General features: G+C 49.3%; 13 protein-coding genes. 2 read left to right on the top strand and 11 right to left on the bottom strand.

Translation table 11 applies throughout. From position 1 onward, the window contains the following. Positions 1 to 122: 122 nt before the first annotated feature. The 10 genes from leuD to ilvD all read right to left on the bottom strand — a co-directional run bounded on the left by leuD (position 123) and on the right by ilvD (position 11,769). Positions 123 to 719, bottom strand: coding sequence for a 3-isopropylmalate dehydratase small subunit (gene leuD, locus H8S65_RS07405; RefSeq protein WP_186929351.1), 597 nt, complete (start codon positions 717 to 719; stop codon positions 123 to 125). Between the two features lie 36 nt (positions 720 to 755). Then, a complete protein-coding gene (gene leuC / locus H8S65_RS07400) occupies positions 756 to 2,153 on the bottom strand; it encodes a 3-isopropylmalate dehydratase large subunit (RefSeq protein WP_186929350.1) in 1,398 nt (465 codons plus the stop codon). 10 nt (positions 2,154 to 2,163) lie between these two features. After that, positions 2,164 to 3,660, bottom strand: coding sequence for a 2-isopropylmalate synthase (locus H8S65_RS07395; protein WP_186929349.1), 1,497 nt, complete (start codon positions 3,658 to 3,660; stop codon positions 2,164 to 2,166). Between the two features lie 352 nt (positions 3,661 to 4,012). After that, complete coding sequence (locus H8S65_RS07390; protein WP_186929348.1) at positions 4,013 to 4,432, bottom strand: carboxypeptidase-like regulatory domain-containing protein; 420 nt, start codon at positions 4,430 to 4,432, stop codon at positions 4,013 to 4,015. Between the two features lie 4 nt (positions 4,433 to 4,436). Then, entirely contained in the window at positions 4,437 to 5,603 is a 1,167-nt protein-coding gene (locus tag H8S65_RS07385; protein ID WP_186929347.1) for a purple acid phosphatase family protein, read from the bottom strand. Between the two features lie 161 nt (positions 5,604 to 5,764). Then, complete coding sequence (gene ilvC / locus H8S65_RS07380) at positions 5,765 to 6,808, bottom strand: ketol-acid reductoisomerase (RefSeq protein ID WP_186929346.1); 1,044 nt, start codon at positions 6,806 to 6,808, stop codon at positions 5,765 to 5,767. 50 nt (positions 6,809 to 6,858) lie between these two features. Then, on the bottom strand, positions 6,859 to 7,590 hold the full coding sequence (locus H8S65_RS07375) for an acyl-[acyl-carrier-protein] thioesterase (protein ID WP_186929345.1): 732 nt from the start codon (positions 7,588 to 7,590) through the stop codon (positions 6,859 to 6,861). Positions 7,591 to 7,633: 43 nt separating this feature from the next. After that, positions 7,634 to 8,197: an acetolactate synthase small subunit gene (ilvN, locus tag H8S65_RS07370; RefSeq protein ID WP_186929344.1), complete on the bottom strand. Its 564-nt coding sequence runs from the start codon at positions 8,195 to 8,197 to the stop codon at positions 7,634 to 7,636. A 12-nt stretch (positions 8,198 to 8,209) separates the two neighbouring features. Continuing rightward, the gene (gene ilvB, locus H8S65_RS07365; protein WP_186929343.1) at positions 8,210 to 9,910 is read right to left on the bottom strand and encodes a biosynthetic-type acetolactate synthase large subunit; all 1,701 of its coding nucleotides are present in this window, start codon (positions 9,908 to 9,910) and stop codon (positions 8,210 to 8,212) included. A gap of 23 nt (positions 9,911 to 9,933) precedes the next feature. Beyond that, positions 9,934 to 11,769 (bottom strand): dihydroxy-acid dehydratase, encoded by a 1,836-nt coding sequence (ilvD, locus tag H8S65_RS07360; RefSeq protein WP_186929407.1) that lies wholly within the window; start codon positions 11,767 to 11,769, stop codon positions 9,934 to 9,936. Positions 11,770 to 12,200: 431 nt separating this feature from the next. Between ilvD and H8S65_RS07355 the strand changes: the two genes are divergently transcribed. Next, a complete protein-coding gene (locus tag H8S65_RS07355) occupies positions 12,201 to 12,770 on the top strand; it encodes a DNA-3-methyladenine glycosylase I (protein WP_186929342.1) in 570 nt (189 codons plus the stop codon). A gap of 617 nt (positions 12,771 to 13,387) precedes the next feature. On the opposite strand, the gene H8S65_RS07350 is transcribed toward H8S65_RS07355, so the two are convergent. Continuing rightward, on the bottom strand, positions 13,388 to 15,757 hold the full coding sequence (locus tag H8S65_RS07350; protein ID WP_186929341.1) for an ABC transporter permease: 2,370 nt from the start codon (positions 15,755 to 15,757) through the stop codon (positions 13,388 to 13,390). 324 nt (positions 15,758 to 16,081) lie between these two features. Between H8S65_RS07350 and H8S65_RS07345 the strand changes: the two genes are divergently transcribed. Continuing rightward, entirely contained in the window at positions 16,082 to 16,870 is a 789-nt protein-coding gene (locus tag H8S65_RS07345; RefSeq protein WP_186929340.1) for a DNA-binding domain-containing protein, read from the top strand. Positions 16,871 to 16,975: the final 105 nt, after the last annotated feature.

Here is a 16,975-nt window from a genome sequence, read left to right as displayed (position 1 = left end):
AGATGATTTGTCGTACAATGATTAGGCACGGATTACGCGGATTTCGCGGATAATATATCGATTTAAAACAAAAAACGTGTTAATCCGTGTATTCCGTGCCTAAAATAAATCATCATTTATCATTATTTATTATTGCGTCCCCCTTCGAATGCTTCGATCTTTGCTTTGTTGGATAACAGGTAGTCAATGTCGTCGAGGCCATTTACTAAGCAATCCTTTTTATAGGCGTTGATGTCGAAGTGCTCGCTCTTACCGGTAGCCTTGTTGGTGATGGTTTGGGCGGGCAGATTGACCTCGACTTCTGTTGCAGGATCGGCATAGATAGAGTCGAAAAGCTCGGCCAGGAACGGTTCGCTTACGACAACCGGAAGGACGAAGTTGTTCAGTTCGTTGTTTTTGTGGATGTCGGCAAAGAAACTGGAAACAACAACCCGGAAACCATAGTCGGCAATCGCCCAGGCAGCATGTTCGCGGCTGGAACCCGAACCGAAGTTCTTTCCTGCCACCAGTATCTGGCCGCTGTAGGTCGGATCGTTCAAGACAAACGATTCGATTTTGTTACCTTGCTTGTCATACCGCCAGTCACGGAACAGGTTTTCGCCGAACCCTTTCTTGTCGGTCGCTTTCAGAAAGCGGGCCGGGATAATCTGGTCCGTATCCACATTCTCCAAAGGAAGAGGGACACAGGTTGATGTTATGATATTGAATTTCTGTTTCATCTCTTTATCTTATTTATCGTTTTAATACAACTTACATTATCCGATTAATGTTCGCGGATCGGTAATCTCGCCCGTTACGGCGGCAGCGGCGGCAACCAACGGTCCGGCCAGAATCGTGCGTGCGCCCGGTCCCTGACGTCCTTCGAAGTTACGGTTACTTGTCGAAACCGAATATTTGCCAGCCGGAATCTTATCATCGTTCATCGCCAGACAAGCCGAACATCCCGGTTGACGCAATTGGAAACCAGCTTCTTCAAATATCTTGTCCAGACCTTCTTCGCGGATCTGCGCGTCTACCATCCAGGAACCGGGAACCAGCCATACCGTTACGCCTTCCGCTTTCTTTTTTCCTTTTACGATAGAAGCGAAAGCGCGGAAATCCTCGATACGTCCATTGGTGCAAGAGCCTAAGAATACATAGTCGATCTTCTTGCCTAACAACGATTCGCCCGGTTCGAAGCCCATATACTCCATTGATTTCATAAAGGAAGTTTTAGCCACTTCACCCATGCCTTCGACAGTCGGAATATGTCCGGTGACACCCATGCCCATACCTGGGTTGGTTCCGTAGGTCAACATCGGCTCGATATCGGCTGCATCAAACAGGATTTCTTTATCAAACACGGCGTCATCACCGCTCTTCAACGTTTTCCAATAAGCGACGGCTTTATCCCATTCTTCACCCACCGGAGCGTTTTCACGTCCCTTGAGATAAGCAAAGGTTGTTTCGTCGGGAGCGATCATCCCTCCGCGTGCTCCCATTTCGATAGACAGGTTGCACAAGGTCAGGCGGCCTTCCATCGTCAGGCTGCGGATAGCCGAACCTCCATATTCTATGAAATAGCCGGTGGCGCCGCTGGTCGTTACTTTCGACATGATATAGAGAGCGACATCCTTTGCCGTCACCCCTTTTCCCAAATTGCCTTCCACACGGATGCGCATGGTTTTCGGTTTTGCCTGCAAGATGCACTGCGAAGCCATCACCATCTCCACTTCGCTGGTTCCGATACCGAAGGCAACCGCTCCGACCGCTCCGTGCGTGGAAGTATGCGAGTCGCCGCAAACGATAGTCATTCCCGGCAAGGTCAGACCGCGTTCCGGGCCTACCACATGGATGATGCCGTTCCGTTCATCCATCATTCCATAATGAGTCAGACCGAAATCGGCAGCGTTCTTTGCCAGCGTGTCGACCTGATTCTTCGAGACAGGATCTTCGATCGGTTTATCCTGATCGTGTGTCGGGGTGTTATGATCCGGCATACAATAGATACGTTCCGGGCGAAGCGGTTTCAAACCACGTTCCCGCATGCCGGCAAAAGCCTGCGGACTGGTCACTTCATGACAGTACAACCTGTCGATGTAAAGCTGTGTGGGTCCCTCTTCGATCATCGTCACCACGTGGGAATCCCAAATTTTGTCGAATAATGTATTCATATTTATTGGTTTATTTCACAAATTTATTAATTGCATCGATAAATGCCTCAACAGAAGCCGCTATAATATCGGTATTGGCTGCAAAACCGTAATAACGGTTTCCTTCGTATTCGACCTGCATGTGTACTTTACCCATGTCGTCGCTACCTTTATTGATTGCCTGGATCAGGAACTCCTGGATCGTCATCGTACGGTGGATAATGGATTTCACCGCCTTAATAGCCGCATCGACAGGGCCGTTGCCGGAAGCGGCTGCTTCGAACTTCTCGCCTGCGATATTCAGGCAAACGCTGGCAACGGACTGCAAACCGACGCCAGAAGTCACCTGCAGATATTCCAACTTGATGCGGTGCATGGCCGTACGATCCTTACCGGCAAGCATCAAGACATCGTCGTCGTTGATATCTTTCTTGCGGTCGGCCAGTTTCAGGAACTCTTCATATACCTTGTCCAACTTTTCCTGCGACAGTTCGACACCTAACACCTGCAAGCGATGTTTCAATGCCGCACGTCCGCTACGGGCAGTCAGCACGATTGCGTTATCGTCGATTCCCACATCTTTCGGGTCGATGATTTCATAACTTTCACGGTTTTTCAATACGCCGTCCTGGTGGATGCCGGAAGAATGGGCGAACGCGTTGCGTCCGACGATCGCTTTGTTCGGCTGGATCGGCATATTCATCAGGCTGGACACCATACGGCTGACACCGTATATCTTGGTCGTGTTGATATTGGTGATAATGCCACGTTCTTTGTGACTTTTGAAGATCATTGCGATTTCTTCCAAAGACGTATTTCCGGCACGTTCACCGATACCGTTCATCGTGACTTCCACCTGGCGGGCGCCATTCAACACACCCTGAACGGTGTTGGCGGTCGCCATTCCCAAATCGTTATGGCAATGAGTAGAAAGGATCGCCTTCTCGATACCATCCACATGTTCCATCAGGTATTTGATCTTCGCGCCATATTCGTCCGGCAGGCAATAGCCGGTCGTATCGGGAATATTCACCACCGTAGCACCAGCCTTGATAACCGCTTCTACCACACGTGCCAGATATTCGTTGTCCGTACGTCCGGCATCCTCGCAATAGAACTCGATGTCTTCCACATATTTCTTAGCATATTTGGTAGCGGCAATGGCACGTTCCAGAATCTCTTCCTGGTTGGAGTTGAACTTATACTTGATATGATAATCGGACGTTCCGATACCCGTATGTATCCGTCCGTGCTTTGCATATTTCAACGCATCGGCAGCCACATCGATGTCTCTCTCCACCGCACGGGTAAGCGCACAGATTGTAGGCCAGGTTACGGCTTTCGATATTTCAACAACGCTATTGAAATCACCCGGACTCGATACGGGGAAACCGGCTTCTATCACATCAACACCCAGCTCTTCCAATGCTTTGGCAACCTGGATCTTTTCAATACTGTTTAACTGGCAACCCGGCACTTGTTCACCGTCGCGCAATGTTGTGTCGAAAATAAATAATCTGTCTGACATAGTTCTTATCGTCTTAAATTAATACCTATTCTTAATTCTTAAAATGAAAAAAGCCTCTCTCACAAGGAAGTGAGAAAGGCTTTTTCATATCTTAATGCCCAGCAAAGCATACACAGTCTCACTTCCTATCCCGTTCCCAGAGTAGAATAATATTTAGAGAAATAATGAGACTATTTAGCATTTCCTGTTTCATGTTGTTCTTTAACTTGTTTTTGTTTGAACGCTGCAAAGATACAGCCTTTTTCCAAACCTCCAAATATAATTCGAAGTTTTTTGTATATATTTTCTTATAGAACGTAAGATGAATACACACTGACAACTTCAATTCGTAACTTAAAATTCACTTATCAAGCTATACCTGCCCGTTCAGCCCTCCTAATATCTTAATTACTCCACCCGGTATCCGCATACCCTTATTACTAATCCATTTCCCTTTCAGAGGTGAGATATTGACTTCCGGGAGCACTAACAAGCTATCCTCCAACACGACGGAGACAGGAGCCCCTACAAGTTCTCGGAGATAACGGGAATATTTTTTATAGGCAATATGGGAAACAGTCAAGCAGTCGTTCATCAAGGAATCCGGTACAAGCAGGCGAAACTTACCTGCCCTGTCCGACACATCGCCAAGACTCTTTCCCATTATACCGACATTAACGAAAGCAACCGGATTGCCCGCCACATCCTTAACCGTGCCGGTTATCTCCGTTCTATGTTCTTGCGCATTGGCTGTAAACATTGAAAAAAGCAGGAAAAAGAACAGATATTTCATGGTGTTACTTTTTTATGGAGAATTGATCCAGCACTTTCCCGTCCACATCCACGACCTGTATTTTCAGTTCTTTCGGATCGGCAGTCGCTTTCAGGACAGCAGTGTTGGAATTGACGATAATCGGAAATGGCGTCTGAGCCGTTGCCTCCTGATGGATGAAACGGTGGAGGTGGCCGCACAGCATCACGTCCGGCTTGGCATCGCGTAACAAAGGCATGAATTTATTTTCCACTTCCAGGTTTCCATGCCAGCCCCCGATCGGCGGGATATGGGCAACGACGATCTTAAACGGCGCTTCCTTATATTCTTTACTATCCAATACCTGACGCAACCATTCCGCCTGTTCCGTCCGGTATTCGTCGTAAACCGTTATGCCGGCATACTCGATATCGGAATCCGGTTTATCCTCTCCCGTATCCAGGATAACGAAACAGATCGGGCCTTGCCGGAACATATAGTAGATATTCTCTTCTTTCGGAGAAAAGTAACGCTGGAATTCGGTTGCAAAAGCACCACGCGTTTCATGGTTGCCTCTCGTATAATACATCGGAATCTCGGAGGCAAACAGCTTGGTCGCCGTATCCATAAAACCGTCGAAGATATGATTCTCCTCATTGAAGACCGACACCATATCGCCGTTGAAAAGGAAGAAATCCGTCTTTTCCAGATCACATTTGGAAACCAAGTTCGTCAACACGTCATTCTTTCCATGTATATCGTTCACCATCGCAAATGAGACGGCATTATCCGCAGGATTGCTTGTCTTGAACACCAACGGCTTTTTGGAGTAGACATCAGTCGAGGCGTAATTCCCATAGATAACCTTATGTCCGATATGGCTCAACACCTCCTGTACAAAGACGCGATAGCGGTAGTTCGTGCCCGGCTTAAGCCCTTTAATCTTCACAGTATGGATCGTGGATGTATTCTTAACCCCGTTACGTGCATCGTAATACTTGGGACGTTCGGTAGCATAAAAGTCCGTATCGTCATCCGGCGCCAGTTCCACCCAACCGACAGACGGCTTATCCGACAACCACACAATCGTCACTTCGTCAGGCCCCAAATTCTGCAAATATGGGCCATGCACCAACTGGATCTTTGACTCTACCGCACCTGCAAGGCAAACAGACAGCCACAACAGCATTACTAAAACTTGAAATTTCTTCATGATATAATATTTAAGCAATTAAATTCAGATTTCCTGCCACGAAGATACCGATTACTATCCAAAGATTTCTTATTGAAATGATACATTTCCTATAAAAAAAGCGACAATCCATACCGAATTGTCGCTTTCCTTTACACACTAATAAAAAGGTGCTATGTCTATCAATTGTTTTCCGGACGCAATTTACGAACGACCGCGCCTGCACGCCACATTTCGCTTTCGCGCAACGCTTTCAATTCTTCATTCAGCTTTTCACGATAATCCGGTTTGCTGTTTGTATCAATAGAACGCTGGGCTTCATTGCCGCAAGCGACTTCCTTATACAGTTTTTCGAATACCGGTTTAGTTGCATCGTGGAACGGACCCATCCAGTCCAGAGCACCACGCTGTGCTGTTGTCGAACAGTTTGCATACATCCAGTCCATACCGTTTTCAGCGAACAGCGGCATCAAAGACTGCGTCAATTCTTCCACTGTTTCATTGAATGCTTCGGAAGGTTCGTGGCCGTTTTCACGCAATGTTTCGTATTGAGCCAACAGCAACCCCTGGATAGCCCCCATCAAAGTACCACGTTCGCCTGTCAGGTCGGAATAAACTTCCTTCTTGAATGTCGTTTCGAACAGGTAACCGGAACCGACGCCGATACCCAAAGCAATCACACGATCCCAAGCTTTGCCTGTCGCATCCTGGAAGATTGCATAGCTGGAGTTCAGGCCACGTCCCTGCAGGAACATGCGGCGCAAAGAAGTGCCGGAACCTTTCGGTGCGATCAGGATCACGTCGACGTCAGCAGGAGGGATGATGTTGGTACGTTCCTTGTAAGTGATAGCAAAACCGTGGGAGAAATACAACGCCTTGCCCGGAGTCAGGTATTTCTTGATACGCGGCCAGCATTCGATCTGGGCGGCATCGGAAAGCAGAACCTGTATGATGGTTGCTTTTTCGCATGCTTCTTCGATACCGAACAATGTTTCGCCCGGAACCCAACCGTCGGCTACGGCCTTGTCATACGTCTTACCGGGACGCTGTCCTACGATAACGTTGAAACCGTTGTCACGCAAGTTCAAACTCTGTCCAGGACCCTGAACACCGTAACCGATAACTGCGATTACTTCATCTTTCAACACTTCTCTTGCTTTTTCCAACGGAAATTCTTCGCGGGTTACTACGTTTTCGTCAACACCGCCAAAATTCATTACTGCCATATTCTTTTACTATTAAATGTAATGTGTTAATAAAATAATTCTTTGTTTATTCAACGCCACGTAACGGCGGCACGGCAGATCGCTTTGCCTTCGTTACAGATCGCCATATCATATTTTCCGGCATCCGCCTCCTTCTTGTGCAGCATGAGTTCCATGCCATACTTACCTTCGGACTGGTAAGCGATTTCGAAACGTTTGATATCTTTTGTCTTAAACAGCTCCAGATCGAACAGGTCGAGCAGATGTTCCATATACTTGATACTGTTCAGGTGACCGTTGATGTCGAGGTCGCTGTATTTAATGATATAAGGGATTCCTTCCGTATCATTCTCCACAGCCGCAATCTTTCCCGGCTTTTCGATCGGGCAGGGACGGTCTGTGACATAAGCGCTCAACCCGGCGACGTCCAATAAGGTCGGCCGGCGTGTTTCCACATCGATAGCCGCCCAAATAGAGCGGGCATAACCGAATGTCTTACCGCCAGCGTCCACCAGCTCGAAACAACGGCTGGTAAAAAGACGGCCGACTTCGTCCACCCAGGTATATAGCGTTATGGGTTCGGACATGGCAGGATATTCGATCATTTCGATTGCCAGGCGGGAAAGCACCCAAGCGGTATGCCGTTCCGACATATCGTTGAAGCCGAATCCGCGTTCGGCGGCATGGCTGGATGCGACGTGTATCAGGTAGTTACCGATCATCGGTATCGTCACGCGCCCACGGAAATCCAACAGGTACGGTTCTGTGACGAAATGAAATTCTCCTACTTTGTTTTTGTCCATAATTCTATGCTTTTGTCGGGGCGGTTTGCAAACCGCCCGTACGTTATTGTTGTCCGTTTTGTTTATCCTGTAACTTGCGTTCCATTTCAGCCAGCATGTCGCTCAGGCGTTCCACGCGGCTTTTTGTGATCGCAACGCGACCGGAACGGATGAACTGCAAGACACCGATCGTTTCGCTCAACTCCTTGAAGAGGGCTTGCGTCTCATCGTAATGCCCGCTCTTTTCGAGAACTACACATGTTTCGTTCATTTCCAGAATACGGGCGTTATATTTGCGGATCAAGTCCTCGACCGTCCCCATCTTGATGAACAGTTCGGTACTCAGCTTATAAAGGGCTATTTCCTGGAAAACCAGGTCTTCATCCGTATTGTAATAAGCCTTCAGGATATCCACCCGCTTGTCGATCTGCTTCACGACCTTGTCGATCATATCTTCATCGGCAAACGTCGTGATCGTGAACTTGTGTATGCCTTGTATGGCAGAAGGTGAAACGGAAAGCGTCTCGATATTCAGTTGCCGGCGCGTAAAGATAATCGTAATCTGGTTCAGAAGACCTACTGTATTCTCTGAAAAGATAATAACGGTGTATAATTTTTTTGTTGTCATAGCTTCGCCTCCTTACTTATCTCCTAATATCATGTTTGTTACGCTTCCTCCGGCAGGGACCATCGGATATACCATACCGCACGTTTCCACGTTGGCAACCAGCACATAAGCTCCCTTATGGTTCAACATTTCGGCAATTGCCTCATCCAGTTCCTCCCGTTTTTCCACAGCTCGGCTGGCAATGCCGTATGCTTTCGCGATCGCTACGAAATCGGGATTCTCCATGGTCGTATTCGAATAGCGTTCGTGGAAGAACAACTCCTGCCACTGGCGTACCATCCCTAAGAAGTTATTATTGAGGATGATGATTTTCACATCCAGCTTTTCCTGCATGATGGTTCCCAGTTCCTGGATCGTCATCTGCATCCCGCCGTCGCCGGTAAAGAAGCAGACCGTACGGTCGGGCGCACCGAACTTGGCCCCCATAGCGGCAGGAAGGCCAAAGCCCATCGTTCCCAGGCCGCCCGAAGTAACCACGCTACGGGTACGTTTATATTTGAAATAGCGTACGCCCATCATCTGGTTCTGTCCGACATCCGTCACCAAAACAGCGTCGTTGCCGGTTGCCTCGGACACTTTTCGAACGACTTCGCCCATTTTCAGTTGCCCGCCTGCCGGACACAATTCCTTTTCGATCACCTTTTCATATTCTTCCTGCGCATCCGGCTCGAACTCGGCATTCCATTCCGAGCGTTTCCGTTCTTCCAACAACGCAGTTATCATCGGAATGGTATGTTTGGCATTTCCGAGGACCTTCACATCGACCGGTACATTCTTGCCGATCTCCGAGTTATCGATGTCCAGATGGATCACTTTCGCCTGCTTGGCGTATGTCTTCAGGTCGCCGGTGACACGATCGTCGAAACGCATGCCGATGGCGATCAGCACGTCGCATTCGTTGGTCTTCCGGTTCGGGCCAACATTGCCGTGCATGCCGAGCATACCTTTATTCAAAGGGAAATCGGAAGGCAACGCCGACAGGCCGAGGACGGTCGAACCGGCAGGAATGTCATTCTTCAACAGGAACGCTTTCAGCTCCTCTTCGGCGCCTCCCAGCAGAACGCCTTGTCCGACCAGGCAGAAAGGTTTCTCCGCTTTATTGATCCATGCGGCAGCCGTCTTGATCCGGTCCTGGTTGATATCCGGTTCCGGCTGATAGCTGCGGACATAATCCACTTTCTTATATTCATAATCCACCAGTCCGACCTGGGCGTCCTTAGCCAAATCGAGCACGACAGGTCCCGGACGTCCGGTAGATGCGATGTAGAAGGCGCGCGAAACAGCCCACGCGATCTCTTCCGGCTTACGGATCTGGTACGCCCATTTGGTGATCGGTTGCGTAATGCCGATCACATCGACTTCCTGGAAAGCGTCGGTTCCGAGCAATGGAGAAGGAACCTGGCCGGCGATGACCACCATAGGCGTGCTGTCCATCAGCGCATCGGCAATGCCGGTAATCGTATTCGTCGCACCGGGACCTGAAGTCACCAATGTCACGCCTACTTTGCCTGATACACGTGCATACCCCTGTGCAGCATGCGTCGCCCCTTGTTCGTGACGCACCAAAACATGTTTCAATTTATCCCTGTAATCATACAAACTATCGTAAATAGGAATCGCCTGTCCGCCGGGATAACCGAAGATCGTATCTACTCCTTCAGCTATCAGTGACTTCAGCAAAGCCTCCGAACCGGTTATCTTATGTTTCTCCATATCTCTTTATTTTAGTCTTGTGTTTAATCTTCTACTATTCTCACTCCCCCCTTATCGGCCGAGCTAACCATCTTGCCGTAAGCTCTCAAGGCTTTCGAAACGATACGCTGGCGGTGAGGAGGCGTAAAGGCTTTCGCGCCGCGTGCCTCTTCCGCTTTCCGGCGCTCTGCCAGTTCTTCATCGCTTACCTTCACATTGATCGTACGTCCGGGGATATCGATTTCGATCATATCGCCGTCTTTCACCAGGCCGATCGCCCCGCCTGCCGCAGCTTCGGGAGAGACGTGGCCGATGGAAAGGCCGGAAGTACCGCCGCTGAAACGGCCGTCCGTGATCAGCGCGCACTCCTTGCCTAAATGGCGGCTTTTTATATAGGAAGTAGGATAAAGCATCTCCTGCATGCCCGGACCGCCTTTCGGCCCTTCGTGCGTGATCACGACCACATCGCCCGAAACCACTTTTCCGCCCAGAATGCCTTCGCAAGCCGCATCCTGTGAATCGAATACTTTAGCAGGGCCGGCAAACTTCCAGATGCTTTCATCTACGCCGGCGGTCTTGACCACGCAACCGTCCAGGGCAATGTTCCCTTTCAGGACGGCCAGGCCGCCGTCTTTGGAATAAGCATGTCCGACATCACGGATGCACCCGCCGGCGCGGTCGGTATCCAGTTCCTTATAATAGGTTTCCTGCGATCCCATCCGGATACTGAAACGATGGGCGGGCGCGCTCTTATATTTCTTTACAGCCTCTTTTGTTACATTCGGGGAAGTGATAGCAAAGGCATCTGCTGCTTCGGCAAGCGTCATGCCGTCCACACGCTTCACACTCCCGTCTACCAGGCCGCCTTTCAGCAGTTCGTCCATAATCCCCATGATGCCGCCTGCACGGTTTACGTCCTGGACATGATACGTGTGTGTGTTGGGAGCTACCTTGCAAAGGCAGGGAGTCTTGCGGGAAAGCATATCGATATCATCCATCGTGAAATCCGCCTCCGCCTCCTGCGCTATTGCAAGCAGATGGAGAACCGTATTCGTAGAACCGCCCATTGCAATATCCAATGACATGGCATTCAGGAATGCCTGGCGGGTGGCGATACTGCGGGGAAGGACGGACTCATCGCCGTCACGATAGTATTTATAAGCATTTTCTACAATCTGCCTGGCTGCGTCGCGGAACAACTGCGTACGTCCCACATGGGTAGCGACAATCGTCCCGTTGCCCGGAAGCGCCAGGCCGATCGCTTCGTTCAGACAGTTCATCGAATTGGCCGTAAACATGCCGGAGCAGCAGCCGCATCCCGGACAGGCATTCCGTTCCACCTGTGCGATCCGCTCGTCGCTCACCGAAGTGTCGGCCGATTCGATCATGGCATCGATCAAATCCAGATGGCGATTATCCAGTTCGCCAGCTTCCATCGGGCCGCCTGAAACAAAGATAGTCGGGATATTGAGCCGCATGGACGCCATCAACATCCCCGGCGTGATCTTGTCGCAATTGCTGATGCAGACCATCGCATCGGCTTTGTGGGCATTCACCATATACTCGACGCTATCCGCAATAATATCGCGTGAAGGGAGCGAATAGAGCATTCCGTCGTGCCCCATCGCGATACCGTCGTCGATTGCAATCGTATTGAACTCGGCGGCAAAGCAACCCAGCTTTTCGATCTCCGCTTTTACCACCTGTCCGATCTCATGCAGATGCACATGGCCGGGGACAAACTGTGTAAACGAATTCACAATGGCTATAATCGGTTTGCCGAACTGCTCTTCTTTCAGGCCGTTGGCGCGCCACAAAGCACGGGCTCCGGCCATGCGTCTGCCCTCTGTGCTGTATGAACTTCTTAACGGATTCTTCATCATATCATTTGTTCTTTACATGGACAGGTTTCCCTTGTCCCTACGTTTATTCTTACATTATATATATTAAAAAAGCCCTTCTCTGTATGGAGAAAGGCTTAAGAAATATCTTTATACGACTTCACGACTTCTTGCACACCTTTCTCCTTACCTGCTAATGACTAGAAGGACCACCACGAGAATAATATGCAATACGTTGTTCATCATCTTTTCTTACGTCTTTATTGTTTGACGCTGCAAATGTAGAACAATAATTCGTACCTCCAAAGAAATTAAAAGAAAAATATCAATTTATCTTACATTTCTCAAGTAAAGAAACGAGATAGGCTTGCAGTTTAATACTTTTCAGCCTGCTTTTCACGATGAAAACGAATAAAAGTATATTTTTGCGAACAGATACATGCTAATATGAATTTATAAACAGGATAATCATGCAAGATATAGTAAACGAACGTTGCGGTTGGTGTGGCACTGACGAGTTATATGTAAAATATCATGACCAGGAATGGGGAAAATTGGTGACAGATGAAAAGATATTGTTTGAATTTCTGGTGCTGGAGAGTGCCCAGGCCGGCTTGAACTGGTTAACGATCCTTAGAAAGCGCGAGGGATACCGCAAAGTCTTTTGTAATTTCGATGCCGAGCTGGTGGCGCAAATGACCGATGAAGATGTCGAACGGTTGATGGGATTTGACGGGATTGTAAGAAACCGCCTGAAAATCAAATCAGCAATCACAAATGCAAAGCTATTCCTTGCTATACAAAAGGAGTTCGGAAGTTTTTATAACTATACCCTGTCGTTCCTCCCTAACCAGGAACCGATTGTCAACTCTTTTCGGTCACTGGGCGAGATTCCTGTAACATCCCCCGAATCCGAAGCCATGAGCAAGGATATGAAAAAAAGAGGATTCAAATTCTTCGGAGCGACGATTTGTTATGCCCATTTGCAGGCCTCAGGGTTTATCAACGATCATCTGACGGGCTGCATTTGCCGGAAGTAGTTTTGCTTTAATAGTTCGGTTTTAAGAAAAACTGAACCTATATTTTAGGCACGGATTTCACGGATTACACGGCAAGAAGTTTTTTCAAAACATATTTAAACCGTGAAATCCGTGTAATCCGTGCCTAAAATTGGTTCAAATCTGCCAGAATATGAGTCTGTGAAGTTGTTCCTATAGATGCCTGTCGCTTCCCGAAAAGGTCGGCATCGGTTGCCGGATAGATGCCGACCTTTTTCCTGCTACCCTATAGGCTTTTCACGGACAGGCTAAAGGCTGTATTTTTTAGCCTATAACCTGTATTTTATGGGACAGGAACCAATTCCGATCCCTTATGTGACAAAATTAAAAAACAGGGTTCACGGCGGTAAAAGGCTAATGGCCAGCGATTTGTTGTGAAGGCTGTGAAGGCTGTGAAACCGGTTTACGATCAGCCAATCCTATCGGTCGATCCCGCCTTTTTTATCTTGCATTCACAGGGTTCACAGCAATATGCTGATCTACAGAGTTTTCCAGACAGTGTGAACCCTAATTAGATAAAACAACCAGGGGGTATTTAGAGGATAATCTAAGAATATTTGAACCGATAAAGAATAAGGAGCCAGGTACGCGGATGACCCTTATTCGCTTTTCACCACCTCCGCCGGATTACTGTTGGCCGCCCTCAACACTTGCCCCAGCACGGTAAGGAGCACCACCGCGACCACTCCCGTTATCACGCCGGCCAACAACCACCAGGGGATGTCCGTACGGTAGGCATACCCTTGCAGCCAACGGCTCATGGCGATGTAAGCCAACGGGAGCGCGACCGCGCCGGCAAGCATCACCTGCACCGTATATTCACGGAAGAACATGCGGATGATATCGCCCACTCTGGCCCCCACCACCTTACGGACAGCTACCTCCTTGCGCCGGCGCTGCGTAGCGGCTGAGGCTACGGCGTAAATGCCGAACAACGAGATCAGCAGACAAACGACCGCCAGGACGGAAAACATCTTCAAGCCGGCTTGCTCCGAATAATTCAGACGGTCATACATCTCGCTTAACCGTACCGGATGAACATCTACAAAAGAGGCATCTATCGCGGGCAACACTGCGTTTATCCTCCGGATCGCCTCCTGCTCCTGCCCCGGCACAGCACGGACATACAGACTGTTTGTCGGATAAATCGATGGGAAGAAGATCGTTGGAAGAATGCGGCTACGAAGCGAAAAGAGATGGAAATCCTTCACAACACCGACCACCCGGTATTCTTCCGGCTCATTCAATGTCATGCGGATAACGGTGCCCACCGGCTCCTCAAGCCCCATCGCCCGGACAGCTTCCTCGTTGAGCACGACATTACGCTCTCCGCCTTCACCCAACCATTCCCCTTGAAGCATGTTGACCTTGAAGGTTTCGGCAAACCGGCTGTCGGTCGGCACGACACAGAATGCCGATTTTTCGGATTGCGCCTTCCCCGGCCATTCGATATCCGTTTTTATGTCGGAAGGAGTCGCACTATGCTTCGGCGTAAAATAGGTATCCGTCACATTCCCGACTTGCGGGATCGAAGCCAGCTCCTTCAATAAGGCCGCCCGCACATCCTCATTAATAAAAAGCTGTATGCCGGACAAATAGATAATCCCGTTGCGGTCGAACCCCAAATCCTTGTGATTGACGAAACGCATTTGCAGCATCACCACCCACGCAGCGACAATAAACAGAATACTGACAGCCAGTTGCAAGGTAACGGCTACGCGCTGCAAGCCCAATTGCCCGGTCGTCTTCCTTTCTGCCCGCGGCCGGACGGCCAACCGGCTTAACCGCCAAAAAAGGACAGACCCGACAAGAAGTACCAACAGCATCACTCCTGCTCCGCAGAGGGCAAAAAGCCCTAATGCCTGCGACACCTCCATCGAAATCCCCAGCAATCCGGAAAAGACCGGGTTGACAGCCACCACCAAATAGCCGGCTGGAAGCAAAGCCAAAAGAATGGCACAAGTCAATTCAAACAACATTTGCCCGATAAGCTGTCCGCTCGACGCTCCATTTACAGCCCTCAGGCGCAACTCGCGCATGCGTTGATGAAAAAGATCAAGATGCAGATTCAGGAAGTTGAACAAAGCGCTGAAAAGCAACAAGATCCCGGCGACAACGAACAGACGTATGAAATTCAGTGTAAACGGAGCCTCATCCTTCAGCCTGTAGCGTACGTCTCCTATCGGCAACATCCGTATTTCCACGTTTCCGTTCGCCAGTGACTGGGAAGGATAATCACGCAACTGACCGGCAAGGCGACCGACATCTGTATAAGGAGGCAACTTCGCATACATCTGTAAAGAGGCAAAGTTCCATACTGCCTTTCCGGATTCATCCACAAAGGTCTTATGCATCTTTATCTGCTCATGCGAAAGAATAGCCTCAAACGACAAATTAGTGTTGGCTGGAGGATCTTTAATGACTGCCGTAACGGTATAAGGCGGATCATATTGAGTCAAGCCTGTACTTTTTACAGACTGTCCGACAGCCTTTTCCACGTCCCCGAACAAACGTACGGCAACCGTTTCCGTCAGGATCATATTATTGGCGACCTGCAACGGATGCCAAGCGTCGCCACTCACGATTGTCTGCGGAAAAACATCTAAAAAAGCACTGTCCGTAAAAAGCGTAAGCAATCGGACATAGGGCGTCCCTTCGGTTTTACAGTCATTTTGATCGATAAAAAAGACGGTAGATGTCTGCATGGCAGGGAACTGGTCATGCAGTTTCCGGTCCAGAATGCCCGAAACCATATCGTTTGTCTTGCCTGCCTGTTTGTCAAACGAGTAGACACGATAAATACGGTCAGCATCAGGATAGAAACCATCATACGACGTCTCGTAACGCAACCAATAGAGCGCCGGGACGAAACAGGCGAGTCCGAAGGCCAACCCGAAAATACCGGTCAGCGACTGCGTCTTGTATTTCCACATATTGCGGAAAGCGATTTTCAGATAAAGTGCAAGCATAATGCTATCAAATTAAAGTTACGACTCCTGAAACAAGAGCAAAAAACATGCCAATACGCATAATCATATAATATACAACACATTGCAACAACGCAAAACCTTCAGAAGTGTCTAATTATTTGACAGCGGTGTAAATATATTAGACACTTTCCAGAGGATTCCGGCCGGACGGAGCAGTCCCGCCTCTCCGCCCGGCCACATGTCACGCCTATCAACCGCCTCCCACTTCGCTTACGTGTTGAACAACATAATAAATATATTGATATTCAAGGCCATAATCCAATATAAAAAGGTAAGTTTGCCTTCAACATAAAAACAAACGATATGGCTACAAAAAGTTACAAATGGTATTTCGACCTCGCCGAAAACCTTCTGACAAAAGACGTGACGAACGACTACACCGCCACAGTGAAAACCCTCCTCCCGAAGACGGTCGACAACCTCGCCGACGAGATCGTGAAAGAAACGGCCTACAACCGCGAGACGGTCATCGGCGTTATCACCCTGTATGACAAGAAAATCATCGAATCGGTCTGCCAAGGCAACACCGTCAACACCGGATCCACGCTCTACGCCCCGGCCCTGCCCGGCTCGTTCATCGGGACGGACGGCGTGGTGGACCCCGCCAAACAGAAACCGTATGTGAACATCAACCCCTCGGTTGCCTTCCGCAAGGAACTGGAAACGGTAGTGCCCGTCTTTTCAGGCAACGTGCTCGACTCGGGCGGCGCACGCATCGGCCTGGTGACCGACTCGGCCACCGGACGCACGGACGGATTCATGACACCGGGCAACACGATCGACATCACGGGCAAGAAGATCCGCAGCCTCAACGCCGACGGCTCGGGCATCGGAAGCATCAAGTTCATCAATGCCGAAACGGACGCGGTGGCGGCAACGATCGCTTCGACTTCGATCAACGAACCGAAACGCATCATACTGGTCGTTCCGGCCAGCTTGCCTGAAGGGACGTACCGGTTGGAGATGGAGACGTATTACAGCAACACTTCTACTTTACTGAAGTCCCCTCGCACGCTGATCTACACTCCGCTTTACATCGGGGAAGTACCTACCGGAGGTGGCGGAGAAGAAGAACGTCCGGGAGAATTATAATTCCACATTTTCCGTCTCGTCGAGACGATGGCCATCGTTCAGACGAGACGACGGGCGTCGTTCAGGCGAGACGATGAGCATCGTTCAAACCAGACGATGGACTGC

The organism is Parabacteroides hominis, from assembly GCF_014287585.1.
Taxonomy (GTDB): domain Bacteria; phylum Bacteroidota; class Bacteroidia; order Bacteroidales; family Tannerellaceae; genus Parabacteroides; species Parabacteroides hominis.
This window is presented reverse-complemented; position numbering and strand designations above follow the sequence as displayed.